Raw genomic sequence first — 17,752 nt, 5'->3', positions numbered from 1 at the left:
CCCGTATTATCACCGCCAGTACGAAAAATCTGGAAAAGGCGATGCATGATGGCAAGTTTAATGAAGAGCTCTATTATCATCTGAACCGATTATCGATCCACATTCCGCCTCTAAGAACGAGAAAGGGCGATATTCCGGAAGTGGCCAATCATCTGCTTGGCAAATTGAATCAGGAATTCGGCATGAATGTAGAGTTAATTACAGACGAAGCACTGGAGCGGCTTGCTCAATATGATTGGCCGGGCAATGTGCGAGAGTTAGAGAATGTGCTCAGCAGGGCGATGATTTACATGCAGCCCGGCACAGCAGCCATTAAGGAGGAGGACATTCGGAAATCGCTCTTCTCAAATGATGCCAAAATAGAAGAGGAAGTATCACTCGAGAAAAGCACTCTTGCCTCCATTATGGATGATTATGAACGAGCTGTGCTTGAGAAGGCGATGCAGGAGAATGATGGCAACAAATCGCTTACGGCGAACCGTTTAGGCATATCGCTCCGTTCCCTTTATTATAAGCTGGAGAAATATAAATTGATTTGATAGGGAGTGATAATAATGGCGTCACTCGATTCACTTATTGATAAAGCAGCCGCTTCAGAAACCCGGCCAGTCGTTTCGGTCGCTAGTGCTGCAGATACCCATGTGCTCGGAGCTGTCAAAATGGCATTGGAGAGGAATCTTGCATCGTTTCGCTTATTCGGTGATAAGGAGGAAATCCGATCGGTCCTAGCTAAAGTTGATCCACGTCTTTTGGACAATGTCTACATTGAAATCGAAGACGCGCCAGATCAGCAAATGGCGGCAAAACTGGCCGTTCAATCGGTGTCCAGTGGTCAAGCGGATGTTCTCATGAAAGGGAACTTGCCTACCGCAACCATTCTAAAAGAAGTATTGAATCGAGATTACGGTTTGCGGAAGGAGACGATTCTATCCCACGTAGCCGCTTTTGAGGTTCCTGGTTATGAACGGCTTTTATTTGTGACGGATGCGGCGATGAATATCGCGCCAGATCTTACGGAAAAGGCTCAAATTGTCCGCAATGCCGTTCAGGCCGCGCATGCATGCGGCATCAGCAAGCCGATTGTCGCTCCCCTTGCTGCGGTTGAGACAGTGAACCCAGCCATGCAGCCGACCTTGGATGCAGCCGCCCTTGTCGCGATGAATCACAGACAGCAGATCGATGGCTGCGTCATTGACGGACCGCTTGCGCTTGACAATGCTGTATCACGTGAAGCTGCAAAGCATAAAGGGATTGAAGGAGAGACGGCGGGCAATGCAGATATCCTGCTTGTTCCAAGTATAGAAGCTGGAAATATTCTCTATAAGTCCCTCATGTACTTCGCAAATGCGAAAGTGGGGGCAGTGATCCAAGGGGCCAAGGCACCTGTCGTGCTGACTTCACGATCGGATCGTATGGACAGCAAATTATATTCACTCGCATTAGCAATACTTGTATCACAACATTAAATAGATAACTGGAGGAATTATCATGGAACTATTCAAATATATGGAGAAATACGATTATGAACAACTTGTCATCTGTCAAGACGAAGCATCTGGCCTAAAAGCAATCATTGCAATCCACGACACGACACTCGGACCGGCACTCGGCGGTACACGCATGTGGACATATGCATCCGAAGAAGAAGCAATTGAGGATGCGCTTCGCCTCGCTCGTGGAATGACATACAAAAATGCGGCTGCCGGTCTTGATCTCGGTGGCGGTAAAACGGTCATTATCGGTGATCCGAAAAAAGATAAGAACCCAGAATTGTTCCGTGCTTTTGGACGTTTTATCGAAGGTCTGAATGGCCGTTACATCACAGCAGAGGATGTAGGAACAACAGAAGAGGATATGGATTTGATTCACTTGGAAACTGACTATGTAACGGGTGTTTCCGATGCTGGTTCTTCAGGCAATCCATCTCCAGTCACAGCTTTTGGAGTTTACAAAGGGATGAAAGCGGCTGCGAAAGAAGCATTTGGCAGCGACTCGCTAGAAGGAAAAACGGTGGCCGTTCAAGGTGTTGGAAACGTTGCGTATGCACTTTGCGAATACTTGCATGAGGAAGGCGCAAAGTTAATTGTCACTGATATTAACAAAGAAGCAGTTCAACGTGCCGTGGATGCCTTCGGCGCTGTAGCAGTTGATACAAATGAAATTTATTCACAAGACGCAGATATTTTTGCTCCATGTGCTCTCGGTGCTGTTATTAACGATGAAACGATTCCTCAATTGAAAGCAAAAGTAATTGCTGGATCTGCAAACAATCAATTGAAAAATTCGGAACACGGAGATATGATCCATGAAATGGGCATCGTGTATGCACCGGATTACGTCATTAACTCAGGCGGCGTCATTAATGTAGCAGATGAATTGGCTGGTTATAATAGAGAGCGTGCGTTGAAACGTGTGGCGGGAATTTACGATACAATCGAGCAAATTTTCGCTATCTCCAAGCGTGACAGCATCCCGACATATGTAGCAGCAGACCGTCTCGCGGAAGAGCGTATTGCGCGGGTCGCGAAGTCTCGCAGTCAATTTTTGCAAAATGAAAAAAGCGTACTAAGCCGCAAAAAATAATGGACAGTTCTCAAATCGAAGGTAGGGTTGAAAATGCCGAAAGACATTTTTCAGATTCTGGTTATCAATCCAGGATCCACATCGACGAAAATCGGCGTATTTGAAAATGATGCACAAGTAATGGAAAGTACAATACGCCATTCCACAGAGGAGCTTTCTCGATATCCTTCGATTATCGATCAATTTGATTTTAGGAAAAAGGCGATCGTGTCCTCTCTCGAAGAACATGGATTCCATCTTGATGGATTTTCAGCCATTTGCGGAAGAGGAGGCTTGCTGCGACCGATTGCAGGCGGCACCTACTCCGTGAATGGTTCCATGCTCAAAGATTTACGCAGAGGGGTTTCCGGACAGCATGCATCGAATCTCGGGGGTATTTTGGCGAACGAAATTGCGACAGATCTGAACGTTCCAGCTTTCATAGTGGACCCGGTAGTCGTCGATGAGCTTCAGCCTCTCGCCCGGATTTCAGGCTTCGCTCTCATTGAACGGAAATCGATTTTCCATGCGTTGAATCAAAAAGCGGTCGCCCGCCGATACGCAAAGCAAATTGGCAAGAAATACGATGAACTCCGCCTGGTCGTCACTCATATGGGTGGCGGCATTACAGTCGGCGTACATGAACACGGCCATGTGGTCGATGTGAATAATGGCTTGCACGGGGATGGCCCATTTAGCCCGGAACGTGCCGGGACGGTACCAGCAGGCGATCTGATCGATCTTTGCTACTCAGGCACTTATTACCGGCAAGAGCTGATGGCCAATCTCGTCGGCAAGGGAGGACTTGTTGGCTACCTCGGAACGAACGATGCTGTGGCGGTCGAGAAACGGATCGAAGCGGGAGACGATCGGGCAAAATTGATTTATGAGGCAATGGCCTACCAGGTCGCTAAAGAAATCGGCAGTGCGGCTGCGGTATTGAGCGGAAAAGTGGATGCCATCCTCCTGACAGGCGGGCTTGCTTATGGAAAAGCGTTTGTCCAATCCATCGCGGATCGTGTCGACTGGATATCCGATGTAGTCGTCTTCCCGGGTGAAGATGAACTGCAAGCACTCGCTGAAGGCGCATTGCGCGTTTTGATGCAGGAAGAACAAGCAAAAACCTATCCTTCTTGAAGGGTAGTGATGAAGGAGGCCGTGTTCAATGGCACAGGAATATGACGTGGTAATACTTGGCGGAGGAACGGGCGGCTACGTGGCAGCTATCCGTTCAGCGCAATTGGGGCTGAAAACAGCACTAGTGGAAAAAGGAGCACTTGGAGGCACTTGCCTGCATAAAGGCTGCATTCCGAGTAAAGCACTTCTGAAAAGTGCAGAAGTGTACCAGCTGGCTAAAAACGAAGCTACCCATTTTGGAGTGGAGACGAGCGGAACCTCTTTGAATTTTGCACGTGTGCAGGCCCGTAAGGATGAAATCGTCAATCAGCTGCATAATGGCGTCAAGTCGCTAATGAAAAAAGGTAAAATTGATGTGTATGAAGGCACAGGCAGAATGCTCGGCCCATCTATCTTTTCGCCAATGCCGGGAACCATTTCTGTCGAAATGAACAGCGGTGAGGAAAATGAGATGCTGATCCTCAAAAACTTGATCATCGCGACAGGATCCCGGCCGCGTACATTGCCGGGTCTTGAACTGGATGAACAACAAATCATGTCTTCCGACGGAGCGCTCGCGATGGAAACATTGCCAAAATCCATTCTAATCGTCGGGGGAGGTGTCATCGGTATCGAGTGGGCCTCCATGCTCCATGATTTTGGGGTAGACGTGACCGTCATCGAATATGCAGACCGCATCATCCCGACAGAAGACGAAGACATCTCAAAAGAAATGAAAAAAATTCTATCGAAAAAAGGTATCTCATTTGCGGTCGGTGCAAAAGTTTTACCTGATACATTAAAGAAAACTGCTGATTCCATTACCATTTCAGCCGACATGAACGGAGAAACAAAAGAATTCACCGCAGAGCGGATGCTTGTTTCCGTTGGCAGACAGGCGAATGTGGAAGGGATTGGCCTTGAGAATACGGAGATCCAACTGGAAAAAGGGTTTGTTCAAACGAAATCTACCTTCCAGACAAAAGAAAGCCATATTTATGCAATTGGAGACGTCATCGGCGGTCTGCAACTGGCTCATGTCGCATCCCATGAAGGTATTTCGGCTGTTGAGCATATTGCAGGGCAGCCGGTAGAGCCGCTGGACTATACAAAAATCGCTAAATGTATTTATTCAAGTCCGGAAGCTTCCAGCGTAGGGTTGACCGAAAAACAGGCTAAGGATCAGGGCTATGATGTGAAAGTCGGCAAATTCCCGTTCGCTGCCATCGGAAAAGCGCTCGTCAACGGGAATGCAGACGGATTTGTGAAAATCATTGCGGATCGAAAGACCGATGATATATTGGGCATTCATATGATTGGCTCTCATGTTACCGATTTAATCTCAGAAGCGGGTCTGGCTATGGTATTAGACGCAACACCATGGGAGATCGCTTCTACAGTACACCCGCATCCGTCTCTATCGGAAGTGATGGGTGAAGCGGCTCTCGCTGTCGACGGCAAAGCGATTCATATGTAATTGGCAGGGTATTCCGGAAAAAGCGGAGGCCTATTGGAAAAGGGGGAATTGAAAATGGCTCATTCACGTCATGAAGAACTTGGATTGACGAATGAAGATGTGCTTCAAATGTATGAAACGATGGTCATGGCTCGTCGCCTAGATGAAAGAATGTGGCTTTTGAACCGTGCAGGCAAAATTCCATTTGTTATCTCGTGTCAAGGGCAGGAAGCTGCACAAGTCGGTGCTGCATTTGCTTTGAATAAGGAGAAGGATTGGATTGCTCCGTACTACCGTGATATGGGGGTTGTCCTCCATTTCGGCATGACGCCAAGGGAACTCATGCTTTCTGCTTTTGCGAAAGCGGAAGACCCGAACTCTGGCGGACGCCAGATGCCTGGTCATTTCGGCCAGCGGAAAAATCGGATTCTTACCGGTTCCTCTCCTGTGACAACGCAGCTTCCGCATGCAGTAGGAGTGGCGCTAGCAGCGAAAATGAAAAAAGAGGATTTTGTCACATTCGTCACTTTAGGCGAAGGTTCCTCCAACCAAGGGGACTTCCACGAAGGAATGAATTTTGCGGGAGTCCATAAATTGCCAACGATTGTTATGGTTGAAAACAATAAATATGCGATTTCTGTACCGCTGGAAAAACAATTGGCCTGTGAGAACGTTTCCGATCGTGCAGTCGGTTATGGAATGCCGGGGGTCACTGTAGACGGAACAGATCCGCTTGATGTCTTTAAAGTTGTAAAAGAGGCAGCAGACCGTGCCCGGTCCGGAGAAGGCCCAAGCTTAATTGAAGCAGTCTGCTACCGCCTGACTGCCCACTCCTCGGATGATGATCATCGCCTGTATCGGGATGCAGAAGAACTTGAGAAAGAGCGGAAGCTTGATCCGATTCCTAAGTTCTCAGCGTACTTGAAAGAGGCAGGCATCTTAGATGAAGCATCCGAAAAAGAACTGGAAGAGCGGATTTCAGCTATTGTAAACGAGGCGACCGACTATGCGGAAAAAGCTCCGTATGCTGAGCCGGAATATGCATTACGCCATGTTTACAAAGAGGAAGGGGGCGACGAGTGATGGCAGTGCTTTCCTATATCGATGCAATCACCCAAGCAATGAGAGAAGAGATGGAGCGCGACGAAAACGTATTTGTCCTTGGTGAGGACGTCGGCCGAAAAGGCGGAGTTTTCAAAGCAACGACAGGTCTGTATGATCAGTTCGGCGAATACCGTGCGCTGGATACTCCGCTTGCTGAATCTGCCATCGCTGGAGTCGGCATCGGAGCGGCCATGTACGGCATGCGGCCGATCGCCGAAATGCAATTCGCTGATTTCATTATGCCTGCAGTCAACCAAATCGTTTCTGAAGCGGCGAAAATTAGATACCGTTCCAATAATGACTGGTCTTGCCCAATCGTCATCCGGGCGCCATTCGGCGGAGGAATCCATGGGGCACTCTACCATTCTCAATCAGTTGAGTCCATGTTCGCCAGTACGCCGGGATTAAAGATTGTCATCCCTTCCACCCCATACGATGCGAAAGGATTGCTAAAAGCGGCTATCCGCGATGATGATCCTGTTCTATTCTTTGAACATAAGCGTGCCTATCGTTTGATCAAAGGGGAAGTGCCTGAAGAAGAATACGTCCTTCCGATCGGAAAAGCAGATGTGAAACGGGAAGGTGATGATATCACCATCATCACATACGGCCTATGTGTTCATTTCGCGCTACAAGCGGCAGAACGTTTGGCGGAGGATGGGATTTCTGCACATATCCTCGATTTGCGTACAATCTATCCATTGGATAAAGAAGCGATCATTGAAGCGGCATCTAAAACAGGCAAGGTATTGCTTGTAACAGAGGATAATTTGGAAGGCAGCATCATGAGCGAAGTATCGGCTATCATTGCCGAAAATTGCCTTTTTGAACTGGATGCACCGATTAAACGACTTGCCGGTCCTGATATTCCAGCAATGCCATATGCGCCGACAATGGAGAAGTTCTTCATGGTTAATCCGGATAAAGTCGAAAAGGCTGCAAGAGAATTGGCAGAGTTTTAATTCGGAAGGAGGTTGACAGAAATGGCTATTGAAAATATCGAAATGCCGAAACTTGGTGAAAGTGTCACCGAGGGAACGATAGAGAAATGGCTTGTGAAGCCGGGTGATCGAGTGAATAAATATGATCCGCTCGCCGAAGTAAATACGGATAAAGTGACAGCAGAAATTCCATCTTCTTTTGAAGGGACGATCAAAGAAATCATCGTTCAAGAAGGTGAGACTGTAGAAGTGGGTGTCATCGTCTGTACGATAGAAGTGGAGGGCGGTGAAGCCTCCCAAACAGCTGAAACACAGACGGTAAAAGAAGAGCCAGCAAAAGAGATGCCAGCTGCTGCTGGTTCACAAAAACCATCTACCCCTGTAAAGCGTGAAGTAGGGAAGGCGGCTGGCCGCTATTCCCCTGCAGTCCTACGGTTGGCACAGGAGAATGACATCGACCTTACGCTAGTCGATGGTTCTGGAAAAGAAGGACGCATCACCCGAAAAGATTTGATGAAACTGATCGAAAGTGGTCAGATTCCTACTGCTGCAGCTGAATCTTCAAGCTCATCTTCCTCCAGCTCTTCCCAAGTTATTGCTGAGCCGGCGAAGCAGATGAGCCAAGCTGCTCCTGCACGTACGCAGGAAACGGTGCCTGTTGCAGCTGGAGATATTGAAATACCAGTCAGTGGTGTACGCCGCGCCATTGCAAACAACATGCTCCGTTCAAAACACGAAGCACCCCATGCCTGGACGATGATCGAGGTGGATGTAACGAGCTTGGTCAACTACCGGGATTCACTGAAAGCTGAGTTCAAACAGAAGGAAGGCTTCAACCTCACGTATTTTGCATTCTTTGTCAAAGCAGTTGCACAGGCATTGAAAGAGTTCCCGATGATGAATGCAATGTGGGCAGGCGATAAAATTGTCCAGAAAAAGGACATTAATATTTCAATCGCTGTTGCTACCGAAGATGCACTGTTCGTTCCGGTCATCAAATATGCAGACGAGCTGACGATTAAAGGAATCGGCCGTGAAATAAATGACCTGGCATCGAAAGTACGTTCAGGTAAATTGAAATCCGACGAGATGCAGGGCGGAACTTTTACGGTAAACAATACAGGATCATTTGGTTCTGTCCAATCAATGGGAATCATTAACTACCCGCAGGCAGCCATCCTGCAAGTGGAATCCATTGTAAAACGGCCAGTCGTCATGGAAGGCGGCATGATTGGTGTCCGTGATATGGTAAATCTTTGTCTATCGCTCGACCACCGTGTTCTGGATGGTCTTGTAGCTGGAAGATTCCTTGCGCGTGTGAAGGATATATTAGAGAACGTAACGAAAGAAAACACTTCCATTTATTAATTTTTTTATCCCCATGCCGCTATACAAGCATGGGGATTTTTCATGAAGGGATCGATTTTCAAGTAGTTCATGTGAATACTTGAATCAAAAACGGCAGTCACGTTTTTTAATGAAAATCGAAAGCCGCGCTCCTATGTGTTTATGCTTTAAAAGGAAAGAGATGTCAGGTACACTAGTAGAAAGATGGTAGAGATATCGATTAGGAGGGAAACGCCCTTATGTCCATACATACAATGAAAAACGGAACATTCGATACGCCCAAATTCGATGATTGGAAAAAGCTTGCCACCGAATCTTTGAAAGGCAAGCCTTTTGAAAAATTGATTACAAAAACGTGGGAAGGCATAGACTTGCAACCGCTATATACGGAACCTGTACCGGCTAAATCTTCACAAATCATCCGTGCAATGAAGCCAGAGCCGGGGTGGACGGTGGCACAGCCAACCTTTGCCAAAAACGGCGCTGAGTTTGTAGAACGTTTGAAAAGCTCATTGCGAAGAGGGAATGAAGCGGTTGTCTACTGTGGCTTTCCTGCCGTTCAATGGAATGATGAAGAGCTTAATGCCCTCGCTGAATTGCTTGTAGACTTTCCGGTCTTTTTCTTTTCGTTGGAAAAAGATGACCCAATCTTACGAGTGTTTGATTTTGTAAACCATGAAATTCGATCAAAAGTAAAGGGAGTTGTCCAGGCGGAACAGTGGACGCTTCCCGTCGGTTATACTGGCTTACGCACGAGAGGTGCTGATTTGTCCTTTGCTCACCATGACGGTGCAGATGCAGTGACGGAACTGGCGCTTGCCCTTTCCATGGCTGCTGGCCAAGCAGAAGCGCAAGAGGATTTCACTGCATTTTGTGAATCGTTTTATGTGAAGTTTTCGATCGATACTCATTTCTTTATGGAGATCGCGAAACTTCGTGCATTTCGAATACTATGGCAAGCGTTTGCAGATGCACATGAAGAACAGGTGGTAGCTGTTCCGGTTATTGCAGAAACATCCTTGCGCTCGTTCTCGAAAATCGATCCGAATGTGAATTTATTGCGCGCGGGAAATGAAGCCTTTTCGGCTATTCTAGGTGGCGCAGATGTTATCACTGTCTATCCGCATAATATCTTGTCTGGTCCAACGCCAAATTCACTGCGGTATGCGCAAAACATACAACTGGTATTAAAAGAGGAAACGAATGTCAATAAAGTGAATGACCCGTCAGCCGGTTCGTATTTCATTGAATCCTTAACAGAAACGCTCGTTGAGAGAGCATGGAAACTCTTCCTTGAAATAGAGGAAATGGGGGGCGCAGAGGCATATTTATCGACAGGCGAATTAAAGTCGCTTTGGATAAAACGTCAGCAAGAAGTAGAACAAACAACTCAGTCACTCATAGGGACAAATGTATATGCAGACCTTCAAAAGGATGACCTCGAGGATTGCCAGCACATGAAAAAGTGGAACCGGCTTGCAATGCCATATGAGATGTTGCGGGAGCAGTTTAAGGAGGAACAGCCGAAAACGGCACTCTTGAATTTCGGGACGCTGAAAGCTGTAAAGCCCCGAGCTGATTTTGTCAGCGGTTTTCTGGCGTCTGGAGGAATCGAAAGTGAATGGAGTCCAATATTTACAGATGTACATGAAGCGCTTGTGTGGGTGAAAATGACAAAGCCGGACTATGTTATTATCTGTGCGCCTGCCGATTCAACAGAAGAAATTATGGAACCATTGCTTGCGAACTGGCCAGCGAGTATCTTGGTGGATTTGGCTGGAGCATATGATGCTCAAGCGGAAGCAAAATGGAAATCGTTAGGGCTTAATGGATTTGTGCATGCCAAGCAGAACCGCATCGAAAAAATGCAAAGTATTTTGGAACGATGGAAAGGTGGAATGCGTAATGGCGAAGCCTAATTATCAAGCGGTCGACGTAACACGCGTCCTGCGGGATGCCAAGGAAACGGGAGGGCCAGCACATAAACCGTTCATGACCAATGAAGGGATCGAAGTCAAACCATTTTATACGGAACACGACACAGTAGGTGTATCCCATCTAAACGATTTGCCTGGAATTGCTCCGAATACACGCGGCCCTTACCCGACAATGTATGTGTCAAGACCTTGGACCGTACGCCAATACGCCGGATTTTCAACTGCTGAAGAAAGCAACGCATTTTATCGCCGCAATTTAGCAATGGGCCAAAAAGGTCTCTCGGTTGCCTTTGACTTGGCGACGCACCGCGGCTATGATTCCGACCATCCCCGTGTCACTGGTGATGTCGGGAAAGCTGGGGTGGCAATTGATTCGGTCGAGGATATGAAAATCCTATTCGATGGCATCCCGCTAGATCAGATGTCTGTTTCCATGACGATGAATGGGGCTGTCCTGCCCGTCATGGCCTTTTATATCGTAGCCGCTGAGGAGCAGGGTGTGAAGCCCGAACAGCTGGCCGGGACCATTCAAAATGACATATTGAAAGAGTATATGGTCCGGAACACGTATATTTTCCCGCCAGACATGTCAATGCGGATCATTGCGGATATTTTTGAATATACATCCAAGAACATGCCGAAATTTAATTCCATTTCTATTTCCGGCTATCATATGCAAGAAGCGGGTGCTACTGCTGACATTGAGCTTGCCTATACACTTGCGGATGGCTTGGAATATGTCCGGACGGGTCTTGCGGCAGGCATCGATATCGATTCGTTTGCTCCAAGGTTGTCGTTTTTCTGGGCGATCGGCATGAATTATTTTATGGAAATTGCCAAAATGAGGGCAGCGAGACGAATTTGGGCGCAAATGATGCAATCCTTCGAACCGAAAAATCCGAAGTCGCTTGCCTTGCGCACGCATTCTCAGACTTCTGGCTGGAGCTTAACGGAACAAGACCCATTTAATAATGTAACACGGACATTGATCGAGGCAAATGCCGCTGCAATGGGGCATACGCAATCCTTGCATACGAATGCGCTGGATGAAGCAATTGCATTGCCGACGGATTTTTCGGCACGAATTGCGCGGAATACGCAGTTATTCCTTCAAGAAGAGACATTTATGACAAAAACGATCGACCCTTGGGGCGGCTCCTATTATGTTGAAGCCCTCACAGCTGAATTGATGGAAAAAGCATGGGGCTTAATAGAAGAAATTGAAGACTTAGGTGGCATGGCGAAGGCGATCGAAACGGGTCTTCCAAAGATGAAGATCGAAGAAGCCGCTGCAAAACGTCAGGCGAAAATTGATTCAAAATCCGAAACAATTATTGGGGTCAATCAATACCGGCTTGAAAAAGAGGAGCCTATCGATATTTTGGACATTGACAACACGCTTGTCCGCCAAAAGCAGATTGACCGCATCAACCAGATGAAAGAGACACGTGACGACGAAGCAGTGACGCGTGCCTTGCAAAACCTGACTGAAGCAGCGCAAAAAGGTGAAGGGAATCTTCTCGCATTGTCTGTAGAAGCTGCGAGAGTGCGTGCAACGATTGGTGAAATATCTGATGCCATCGAAAAAGTTTCCGGACGCCATAAAGCAATCATCAGATCCGTCAGTGGTGTCTACAGCTCAAACTTCTCCAATCAGGAAGAGATCAAAGAAGTGAAGGAAATGACGGAGGAATTTTTGGAGAATGAAGGTCGCCGTCCTCGTATCCTCATTGCCAAAATGGGGCAGGACGGACATGATCGTGGGGCAAAAGTCATCGCATCGTCGTTTGCGGACCTCGGCTTCGATGTTGATATTGGCCCGTTATTCCAGACTCCGGAAGAGACAGCCCGCCAAGCGGCTGAAAACGACGTACATGTTATTGGGGTCAGCTCGCTCGCTGCAGGCCATAAAACACTCGTTCCAGCACTGCGTGATGAATTGAAAAAAGTAGGGCGGGAAGACATTCTTATCGTGGTCGGCGGCGTCATTCCGGCTCAGGATTATGAATTTCTACGTGCCAATGGGGCTTCTGCCATTTTCGGTCCGGGAACTGTTATCCCCGTCGCGGCACAGAAAGTGATTGAGGATATTTATCGCCAGCTCGGTTACGAGGAAGTGATGGAGTGAGCGACAACAAGGACGGTGCTTTGCATATTATGGGGGGCATCGAGTCGGTGCATGACGGCATGGTCTCCGGTCCAAGAAAACGGTTCGTCAAAAAGAAGCGGTTGCTGGAAAAGGGGGAACTGGCGGAACGGCTCACATCCGGCTCCCGGCTGCATCTCGCAAAAGCTATAACACTGCTGGAAAGCACGCATGCAGAAGACAAGCAGGCCGGCCAGGAATTACTGAAAGAATTGCTTCCACAAACAGGACGCAGTATCCGAATCGGCATTACCGGCGTTCCCGGAGCAGGAAAAAGTACGTTCATTGAAGCATTCGGACTGAAGCTGGCAGAGGCTGGCCATAAAGTTGCTGTGCTGGCAATTGATCCGAGCTCAACGGTCACTGGCGGTAGTATACTCGGTGACAAAACGCGTATGGAGCTGCTGGCGAAGCATCCGAATGCTTTCATTCGTCCATCGCCTTCGTCCGGCACGCTGGGCGGCGTCCATAAGAAGACTAGAGAGACGATGCTACTATGTGAGGCAGCCGGCTATGATGTCATATTAATCGAAACAGTCGGTGTCGGGCAAAGTGAGACAGTCGTTCGCGGCATGGTCGATTTTTTTCTCCTGCTCGTCCTAACAGGTGCCGGGGATGAATTGCAAGGAATGAAAAAAGGGATCATGGAACTGGCGGACGGTATTATTGTTCATAAGGCGGACGGGGAAAATGAACGGCTCGCCAAGAAAACAGTGCGGGAATACCGTCAAATACTTCATTTCCTCCAGCCCGCATCCCCTGGTTGGACAACGACTGCCATGCCGGTGTCTTCCCTAAAAGAAACGGGGTTGGATGATGTATGGACGACCATCCTGCAGTTTCAAGCAGAAATGGAAAAGAGCGGAGTTTGGAGCCGTAGGCGGCAAGAACAAACAAAGGATTGGTTCCACGCCACCATTCAGGATTATCTGCTCGACCGGTTCTTTGCGGAGCCGGGAAGAAAAGAACAGGTACTCCAGCTGGAGCAAGGTTTGTTGGAAGGAAAATGGACTGTTGCGGGAGCGGTAGAAGAACTGTTTCAGCCAAAGGAAAAGCGGAGAGGGGATTGACCCTTCTCCGCTTTACTTCCTTATTCTGCAGCTTGCAATTCCTTTTCTAATTCAGCTTCAAGTTCTTTCATGTAATCCTCGAAAGAAATCGCTTCCTTTTTCACTTCTTCAGGAATCACAATCGCTTTTACAGCGTTAAAGTTGCTCATAGTACCTGTCAACGTTTGTACAATTTTCACTGTAACATCGTCGATTGTCATAGAAATTTTAGTAGTGCCTTTCATGTCTTGAGGGAATAATGTCTTCTTGTCAATTGTTGTAACAAAGTACATTTCCTCGATTTCCATGCCTAGTGCACCCAAAATATCGCCATCTAGAACAGTTTCTTCAGTGGCCGGTTCGTTTTCTTCTGTTGTTTCTGTATTCTCTTCAGCAGTTACTGCTTCTTCAGTCGTTTCAGATGCTTCTGCATCTTCTTTTACCGGCTCATTTTGTTCAGTTGTTTCTGTATTCTCTTCTACAGTTACAGCTTCTTCAGTCGCTTCTACTTTTGCCTCTTCTGCAGTCACTTCCACTGCTTCTTCAGAAACAGCAGGAATTTCTAAACCGCCTAGAGTAGAACCGATCAAAGATAGAGCTTCGTCCATCAATTCTTTTAAATCTTCTGTTGTTAACGTTTGAACCATGACATACACATCATCATATTCGAAAACGTGAACACCTTTCATGAACATCTTAGCCATTTCCAATTGAGCGGTTGGATCAAGAGTAGCACCCGCTTCAAGACCTAGCCCTATTTCACTGCCATAATTAATCCATTTGTTTCCGTCATACTGATAGAATTCTTTTTCCGTCATGTATGCTTCGCTAGTAATTTCTTCTTTCTCACCATCGATATCAGCAGTCATTTTTTGTTTCATATGGATAGCAACTGGTTCTTGTGTGACATCCATATCCATATCTATGATCATATTCATGGATTTCGGCTCTTCTGACGACTCCATTTTCTGATCTAGATTCATTTTTGCCGAATAGCTTTTCAGATCCGCATTCATCATCTTATCAAGGAATTTATCAAGATCTTTTACACGGTTCGTTGTAACTGATACGGTTTGTTCGTCTTCGGCTACTTCTACTTCAAAACCTTCCAACGTGGATAAAAACTCTCCTGAAACATAGTTACCATAGTTTTTCAAAGTAAGTGGGAATGTTGTATCCGCTTTCTTTCCGTTCACTTCGATTGAACCCGCTGATGCATTAAAATCAACAGTCAGACGCGTATTCGTTACGGATAGCTTGCCGGACTTGTCCTTAGACACTTTGTACCCTGCTTCCGTAAACAGGTTTTCAATTGGAATTAAAACATCTCCATGTGACATGAACGCTTGTTCATAGCCATCCACTTCAACGCCATCAACGACAAGCTTTACATTGCTTGCTGCAGATGCCGTGTTTTGAGGCAATGCGAACGATAGTATGAAAACGAACGCGAGTGCCCATGTTGCCAACTTTCTCATGTAACTAACCCCCAAAAAATATTTACTTGCAAGTTTGCAAGTATACTAGTTTATACGACGGATTTGAAATAAAGTTTCAATTTTTTATAAAATTTTACTGGAATGTTTGATTCCCTCCACTAACACCAAACCCAAACACTCCTTTTGCAAGAAAGAAAAGCAACTGCTATGATAAGCCTATAAGCTGAAAGGGGAAAAGATGCATGACAATGAATTTTAATTTCTATATGGATGACATAGTGAACCAAGCACGGTCTGAAATGGAAACGAGCGGGTATGAGCAATTGAAGACGATTGAAGAAGTCGACGCAGCATTCAAACGTCCAGGCACGACACTCGTTATGGTGAACTCCGTTTGTGGGTGTGCAGGGGGCATCGCCCGTCCGGCTGCCGCGCATGCGATCCATTATGATAAGCGTCCAGATTATTTAGTGACGGTGTTTGCTGGACAGGACAAAGATGCAACGGCACAAGCCCGGATGCATTTCGGAGAAGATCACATTCCATCCTCGCCTTCTTTTGCATTGTTGAAAGACGGTGAATTGGTAGCGGAAGTGGGCCGGTATGAGATTGAAGGACATGATCCGATGTCTGTTGTCATGAATTTGCAAAGTAAATTTGAGGAATTTTGCGAGGAAGTATAAGAAAAGAAGTCCAACCTGGCCATTAATGGCGGGCTGGACTTCTTTTTTCTTTAAAGTTATAAAATCATGCTGAGGCCAAATAAGATACTTGAAGCCACCATGGCTGCGATCATTAGGTAGACGACGATCTTTTGCACCTTTTTATTACTCATCGGGCTAGTCTCCTTACACTGTACTATACCTCCATTTTAACAGAAAAGGAGGAGAACTCAACATGTAGCGGATTTATTCACGAAACGTTACAATAGGAAGAGGGAGGAATGACAATGAAAAAAGTCGATCATATCGGAATTGCTGTTAGAAGCATGGACGAGGCGCTGGACTATTATATACATACATTAGGTTTGGAATTACTGGGGATCGAAGAAGTGCCGAGCCAGAAGGTGAAAGTCGCCTTTCTCGATGCAGGCAACATTAAGATAGAATTATTGGAACCGACCGGTGAAGACGGCGCGGTCGCCAAATATATTTCCAAGCGGGGAGAAGGCATCCATCACGTGGCGTTTGGCGTATCCGATATTCGAAGCCGAATGGCCGAATTAAAGGAGAAAGGCGTCCAATTGCTGTCGGAGGAACCGAAACCGGGTGCTGGCGGTGCAGAAGTTGCCTTCATGCATCCCAAATCTTCTTTAGGTGTTCTGTACGAACTATGTGATAAAAGTGGCAAAGGGGACAAGTAATATGGATATCTACGATAAAATCAATGAATTATACGATAAAAAACGTGAAATTGAATTAGGTGGAGGCGATGATCGCATCGCCAAGCAGCATGAAAAAGGAAAGCTCACCGCACGCGAACGGATCGATCTGCTGCTCGATGAAGGCACCTTTGTAGAATTGAATCCTTTTGTCGTGCACCGGACCCGCGATTTTGGCATGGACAAACTGGCTGGCCCAGGTGATGGTGTCGTAACGGGCTACGGTAAGATTGATGGACGGCCAGTTTATTTATTTTCCCAGGACTTCACGGTGTTTGGCGGAGCGCTTGGTGAAATGCATGCGATGAAAATTGCTAATGTCATGGACTTGGCAGCAAAGAATGGTGCACCGTTCATCGGTCTAAATGATTCAGGAGGCGCACGAATCCAAGAAGGTGTTGTGTCGCTGGATGGCTATGGAGAAATCTTCTACCGGAACGCGGTATATTCAGGGGTTATCCCGCAAATCTCGGTCATATTGGGGCCTTGTGCAGGAGGTGCGGTTTATTCACCTGCCATTACGGATTTTGTTTTCATGACGGATAAGACAAGCCAGATGTTTATTACGGGACCGAAAGTTATCGAGACGGTTACAGGCGAGAAGATTACATCGGAAGATCTGGGCGGTTCGAAAGTACATAATTCCATTAGCGGCAATGCCCATTTCCGTGGCCCGGATGAACAGGCCGTGCTACAGGACGTCCGGCGGTTGCTGTCCTACTTGCCTCAAAATAATGAGGAGAAAACGCCCCTTCAGGAGACTGGAGAAGGGGACGATTACCGCGCGGATTTGGCAGATGCCGTTCCGTTTGAAACCATTCGCCCTTATGACGTGCGAAAAGTCATTGAGCTCGTTGTTGATCCGAATACCTTCTTGGAGGTTCAGCCGGAATTCGCTCGAAATGCCGTCGTCGGCTTCGCCCGAATGAAAGGAGAAACGGTGGGACTTGTTTGCAATCAGCCTAAAGTGATGGCGGGCGGACTGGATATCGACTCATCTGACAAGATTGCCCGATTTATTCGCACTTGTGATTCTTTCAACATTCCTATTATTACGTTTGAAGATGTGACCGGTTTCTTCCCTGGCATTAAGCAGGAGCACGGGGGTATTATCCGTCACGGAGCGAAAATCTTGTATGCCTATTCAGAAGCGACTGTACCGAAAATTACAGTTATTTTGCGCAAGGCGTTCGGCGGTGCTTATGTCGCTTTGAACTCCAAAGCAATCGGCGCCGATGTTGTGTATGCATGGCCGAATGCAGAAATCGCTGTGA

The 17,752-nt window shown here is 47.0% G+C and carries 16 protein-coding genes; 14 read left to right on the top strand and 2 right to left on the bottom strand.

Annotation, left to right across the window (positions count from 1 at the left end; all coding sequences use genetic code 11):
- The 11 genes from NCCP2222_RS00640 to meaB form a co-directional block, all read left to right on the top strand.
- Positions 1-539 (top strand): AAA-type ATPase lid domain-containing protein (locus tag NCCP2222_RS00640; protein ID WP_248508651.1); only part of this gene is annotated, 539 nt, incomplete at its 5' end.
- A 15-nt stretch (positions 540-554) separates the two neighbouring features.
- Entirely contained in the window at positions 555-1,466 is a 912-nt protein-coding gene (yqiS, locus tag NCCP2222_RS00635; RefSeq protein WP_248508650.1) for a phosphate butyryltransferase, read from the top strand.
- A 22-nt stretch (positions 1,467-1,488) separates the two neighbouring features.
- Positions 1,489-2,583, top strand: a complete 1,095-nt coding sequence (gene bcd / locus NCCP2222_RS00630; protein WP_248508648.1) for a Leu/Phe/Val dehydrogenase — start codon at positions 1,489-1,491, stop codon at positions 2,581-2,583.
- A gap of 33 nt (positions 2,584-2,616) precedes the next feature.
- Positions 2,617-3,699 (top strand): butyrate kinase, encoded by a 1,083-nt coding sequence (gene buk, locus NCCP2222_RS00625; RefSeq protein ID WP_248508646.1) that lies wholly within the window; start codon positions 2,617-2,619, stop codon positions 3,697-3,699.
- 28 nt (positions 3,700-3,727) lie between these two features.
- Entirely contained in the window at positions 3,728-5,155 is a 1,428-nt protein-coding gene (gene lpdA / locus NCCP2222_RS00620) for a dihydrolipoyl dehydrogenase (protein WP_248508644.1), read from the top strand.
- Positions 5,156-5,209: 54 nt separating this feature from the next.
- A complete protein-coding gene (locus NCCP2222_RS00615; RefSeq protein WP_248508642.1) occupies positions 5,210-6,217 on the top strand; it encodes a thiamine pyrophosphate-dependent dehydrogenase E1 component subunit alpha in 1,008 nt (335 codons plus the stop codon).
- Entirely contained in the window at positions 6,217-7,200 is a 984-nt protein-coding gene (locus tag NCCP2222_RS00610; RefSeq protein ID WP_248509751.1) for an alpha-ketoacid dehydrogenase subunit beta, read from the top strand. Before NCCP2222_RS00615 ends, NCCP2222_RS00610 begins: the two co-directional genes overlap by 1 nt.
- A gap of 21 nt (positions 7,201-7,221) precedes the next feature.
- Entirely contained in the window at positions 7,222-8,547 is a 1,326-nt protein-coding gene (locus tag NCCP2222_RS00605) for a dihydrolipoamide acetyltransferase family protein (RefSeq protein ID WP_248508636.1), read from the top strand.
- A 218-nt stretch (positions 8,548-8,765) separates the two neighbouring features.
- Positions 8,766-10,445, top strand: coding sequence for a methylmalonyl-CoA mutase family protein (locus NCCP2222_RS00600; RefSeq protein ID WP_248508634.1), 1,680 nt, complete (start codon positions 8,766-8,768; stop codon positions 10,443-10,445).
- Positions 10,432-12,591: a methylmalonyl-CoA mutase gene (gene scpA / locus NCCP2222_RS00595; protein WP_248508632.1), complete on the top strand. Its 2,160-nt coding sequence runs from the start codon at positions 10,432-10,434 to the stop codon at positions 12,589-12,591. The genes NCCP2222_RS00600 and scpA overlap by 14 nt, the downstream gene beginning before the upstream one ends.
- Positions 12,592-12,620: 29 nt before the next feature.
- Complete coding sequence (meaB, locus tag NCCP2222_RS00590) at positions 12,621-13,679, top strand: methylmalonyl Co-A mutase-associated GTPase MeaB (RefSeq protein ID WP_248509750.1); 1,059 nt, start codon at positions 12,621-12,623, stop codon at positions 13,677-13,679.
- A gap of 20 nt (positions 13,680-13,699) precedes the next feature.
- Here meaB and NCCP2222_RS00585 read toward each other — a convergent pair whose 3' ends face one another.
- Complete coding sequence (locus NCCP2222_RS00585) at positions 13,700-15,136, bottom strand: DUF6612 family protein (RefSeq protein ID WP_248508605.1); 1,437 nt, start codon at positions 15,134-15,136, stop codon at positions 13,700-13,702.
- A gap of 203 nt (positions 15,137-15,339) precedes the next feature.
- Between NCCP2222_RS00585 and NCCP2222_RS00580 the strand changes: the two genes are divergently transcribed.
- Positions 15,340-15,780: a BrxA/BrxB family bacilliredoxin gene (locus NCCP2222_RS00580; protein WP_248508603.1), complete on the top strand. Its 441-nt coding sequence runs from the start codon at positions 15,340-15,342 to the stop codon at positions 15,778-15,780.
- Between the two features lie 56 nt (positions 15,781-15,836).
- On the opposite strand, the gene prli42 is transcribed toward NCCP2222_RS00580, so the two are convergent.
- Positions 15,837-15,932: a stressosome-associated protein Prli42 gene (gene prli42 / locus NCCP2222_RS00575; protein WP_207961158.1), complete on the bottom strand. Its 96-nt coding sequence runs from the start codon at positions 15,930-15,932 to the stop codon at positions 15,837-15,839.
- Between the two features lie 114 nt (positions 15,933-16,046).
- Here prli42 and mce point away from each other — a divergent pair, with 114 nt between their 5' ends.
- Positions 16,047-16,460, top strand: coding sequence for a methylmalonyl-CoA epimerase (gene mce / locus NCCP2222_RS00570; protein WP_248508601.1), 414 nt, complete (start codon positions 16,047-16,049; stop codon positions 16,458-16,460).
- Position 16,461: 1 nt separating this feature from the next.
- The coding region (locus NCCP2222_RS00565) for an acyl-CoA carboxylase subunit beta (RefSeq protein ID WP_248508599.1) at positions 16,462-17,752 on the top strand (1,291 nt) is incomplete at its 3' end.

Origin of the sequence: Sporosarcina sp. NCCP-2222 (assembly GCF_023168145.1) — a bacterium.
Lineage (GTDB): Bacteria > Bacillota > Bacilli > Bacillales_A > Planococcaceae > Sporosarcina.
The sequence above is the reverse complement of the archived record's forward strand: the minus strand, read 5'-3'. Positions and strand labels throughout refer to the sequence as shown.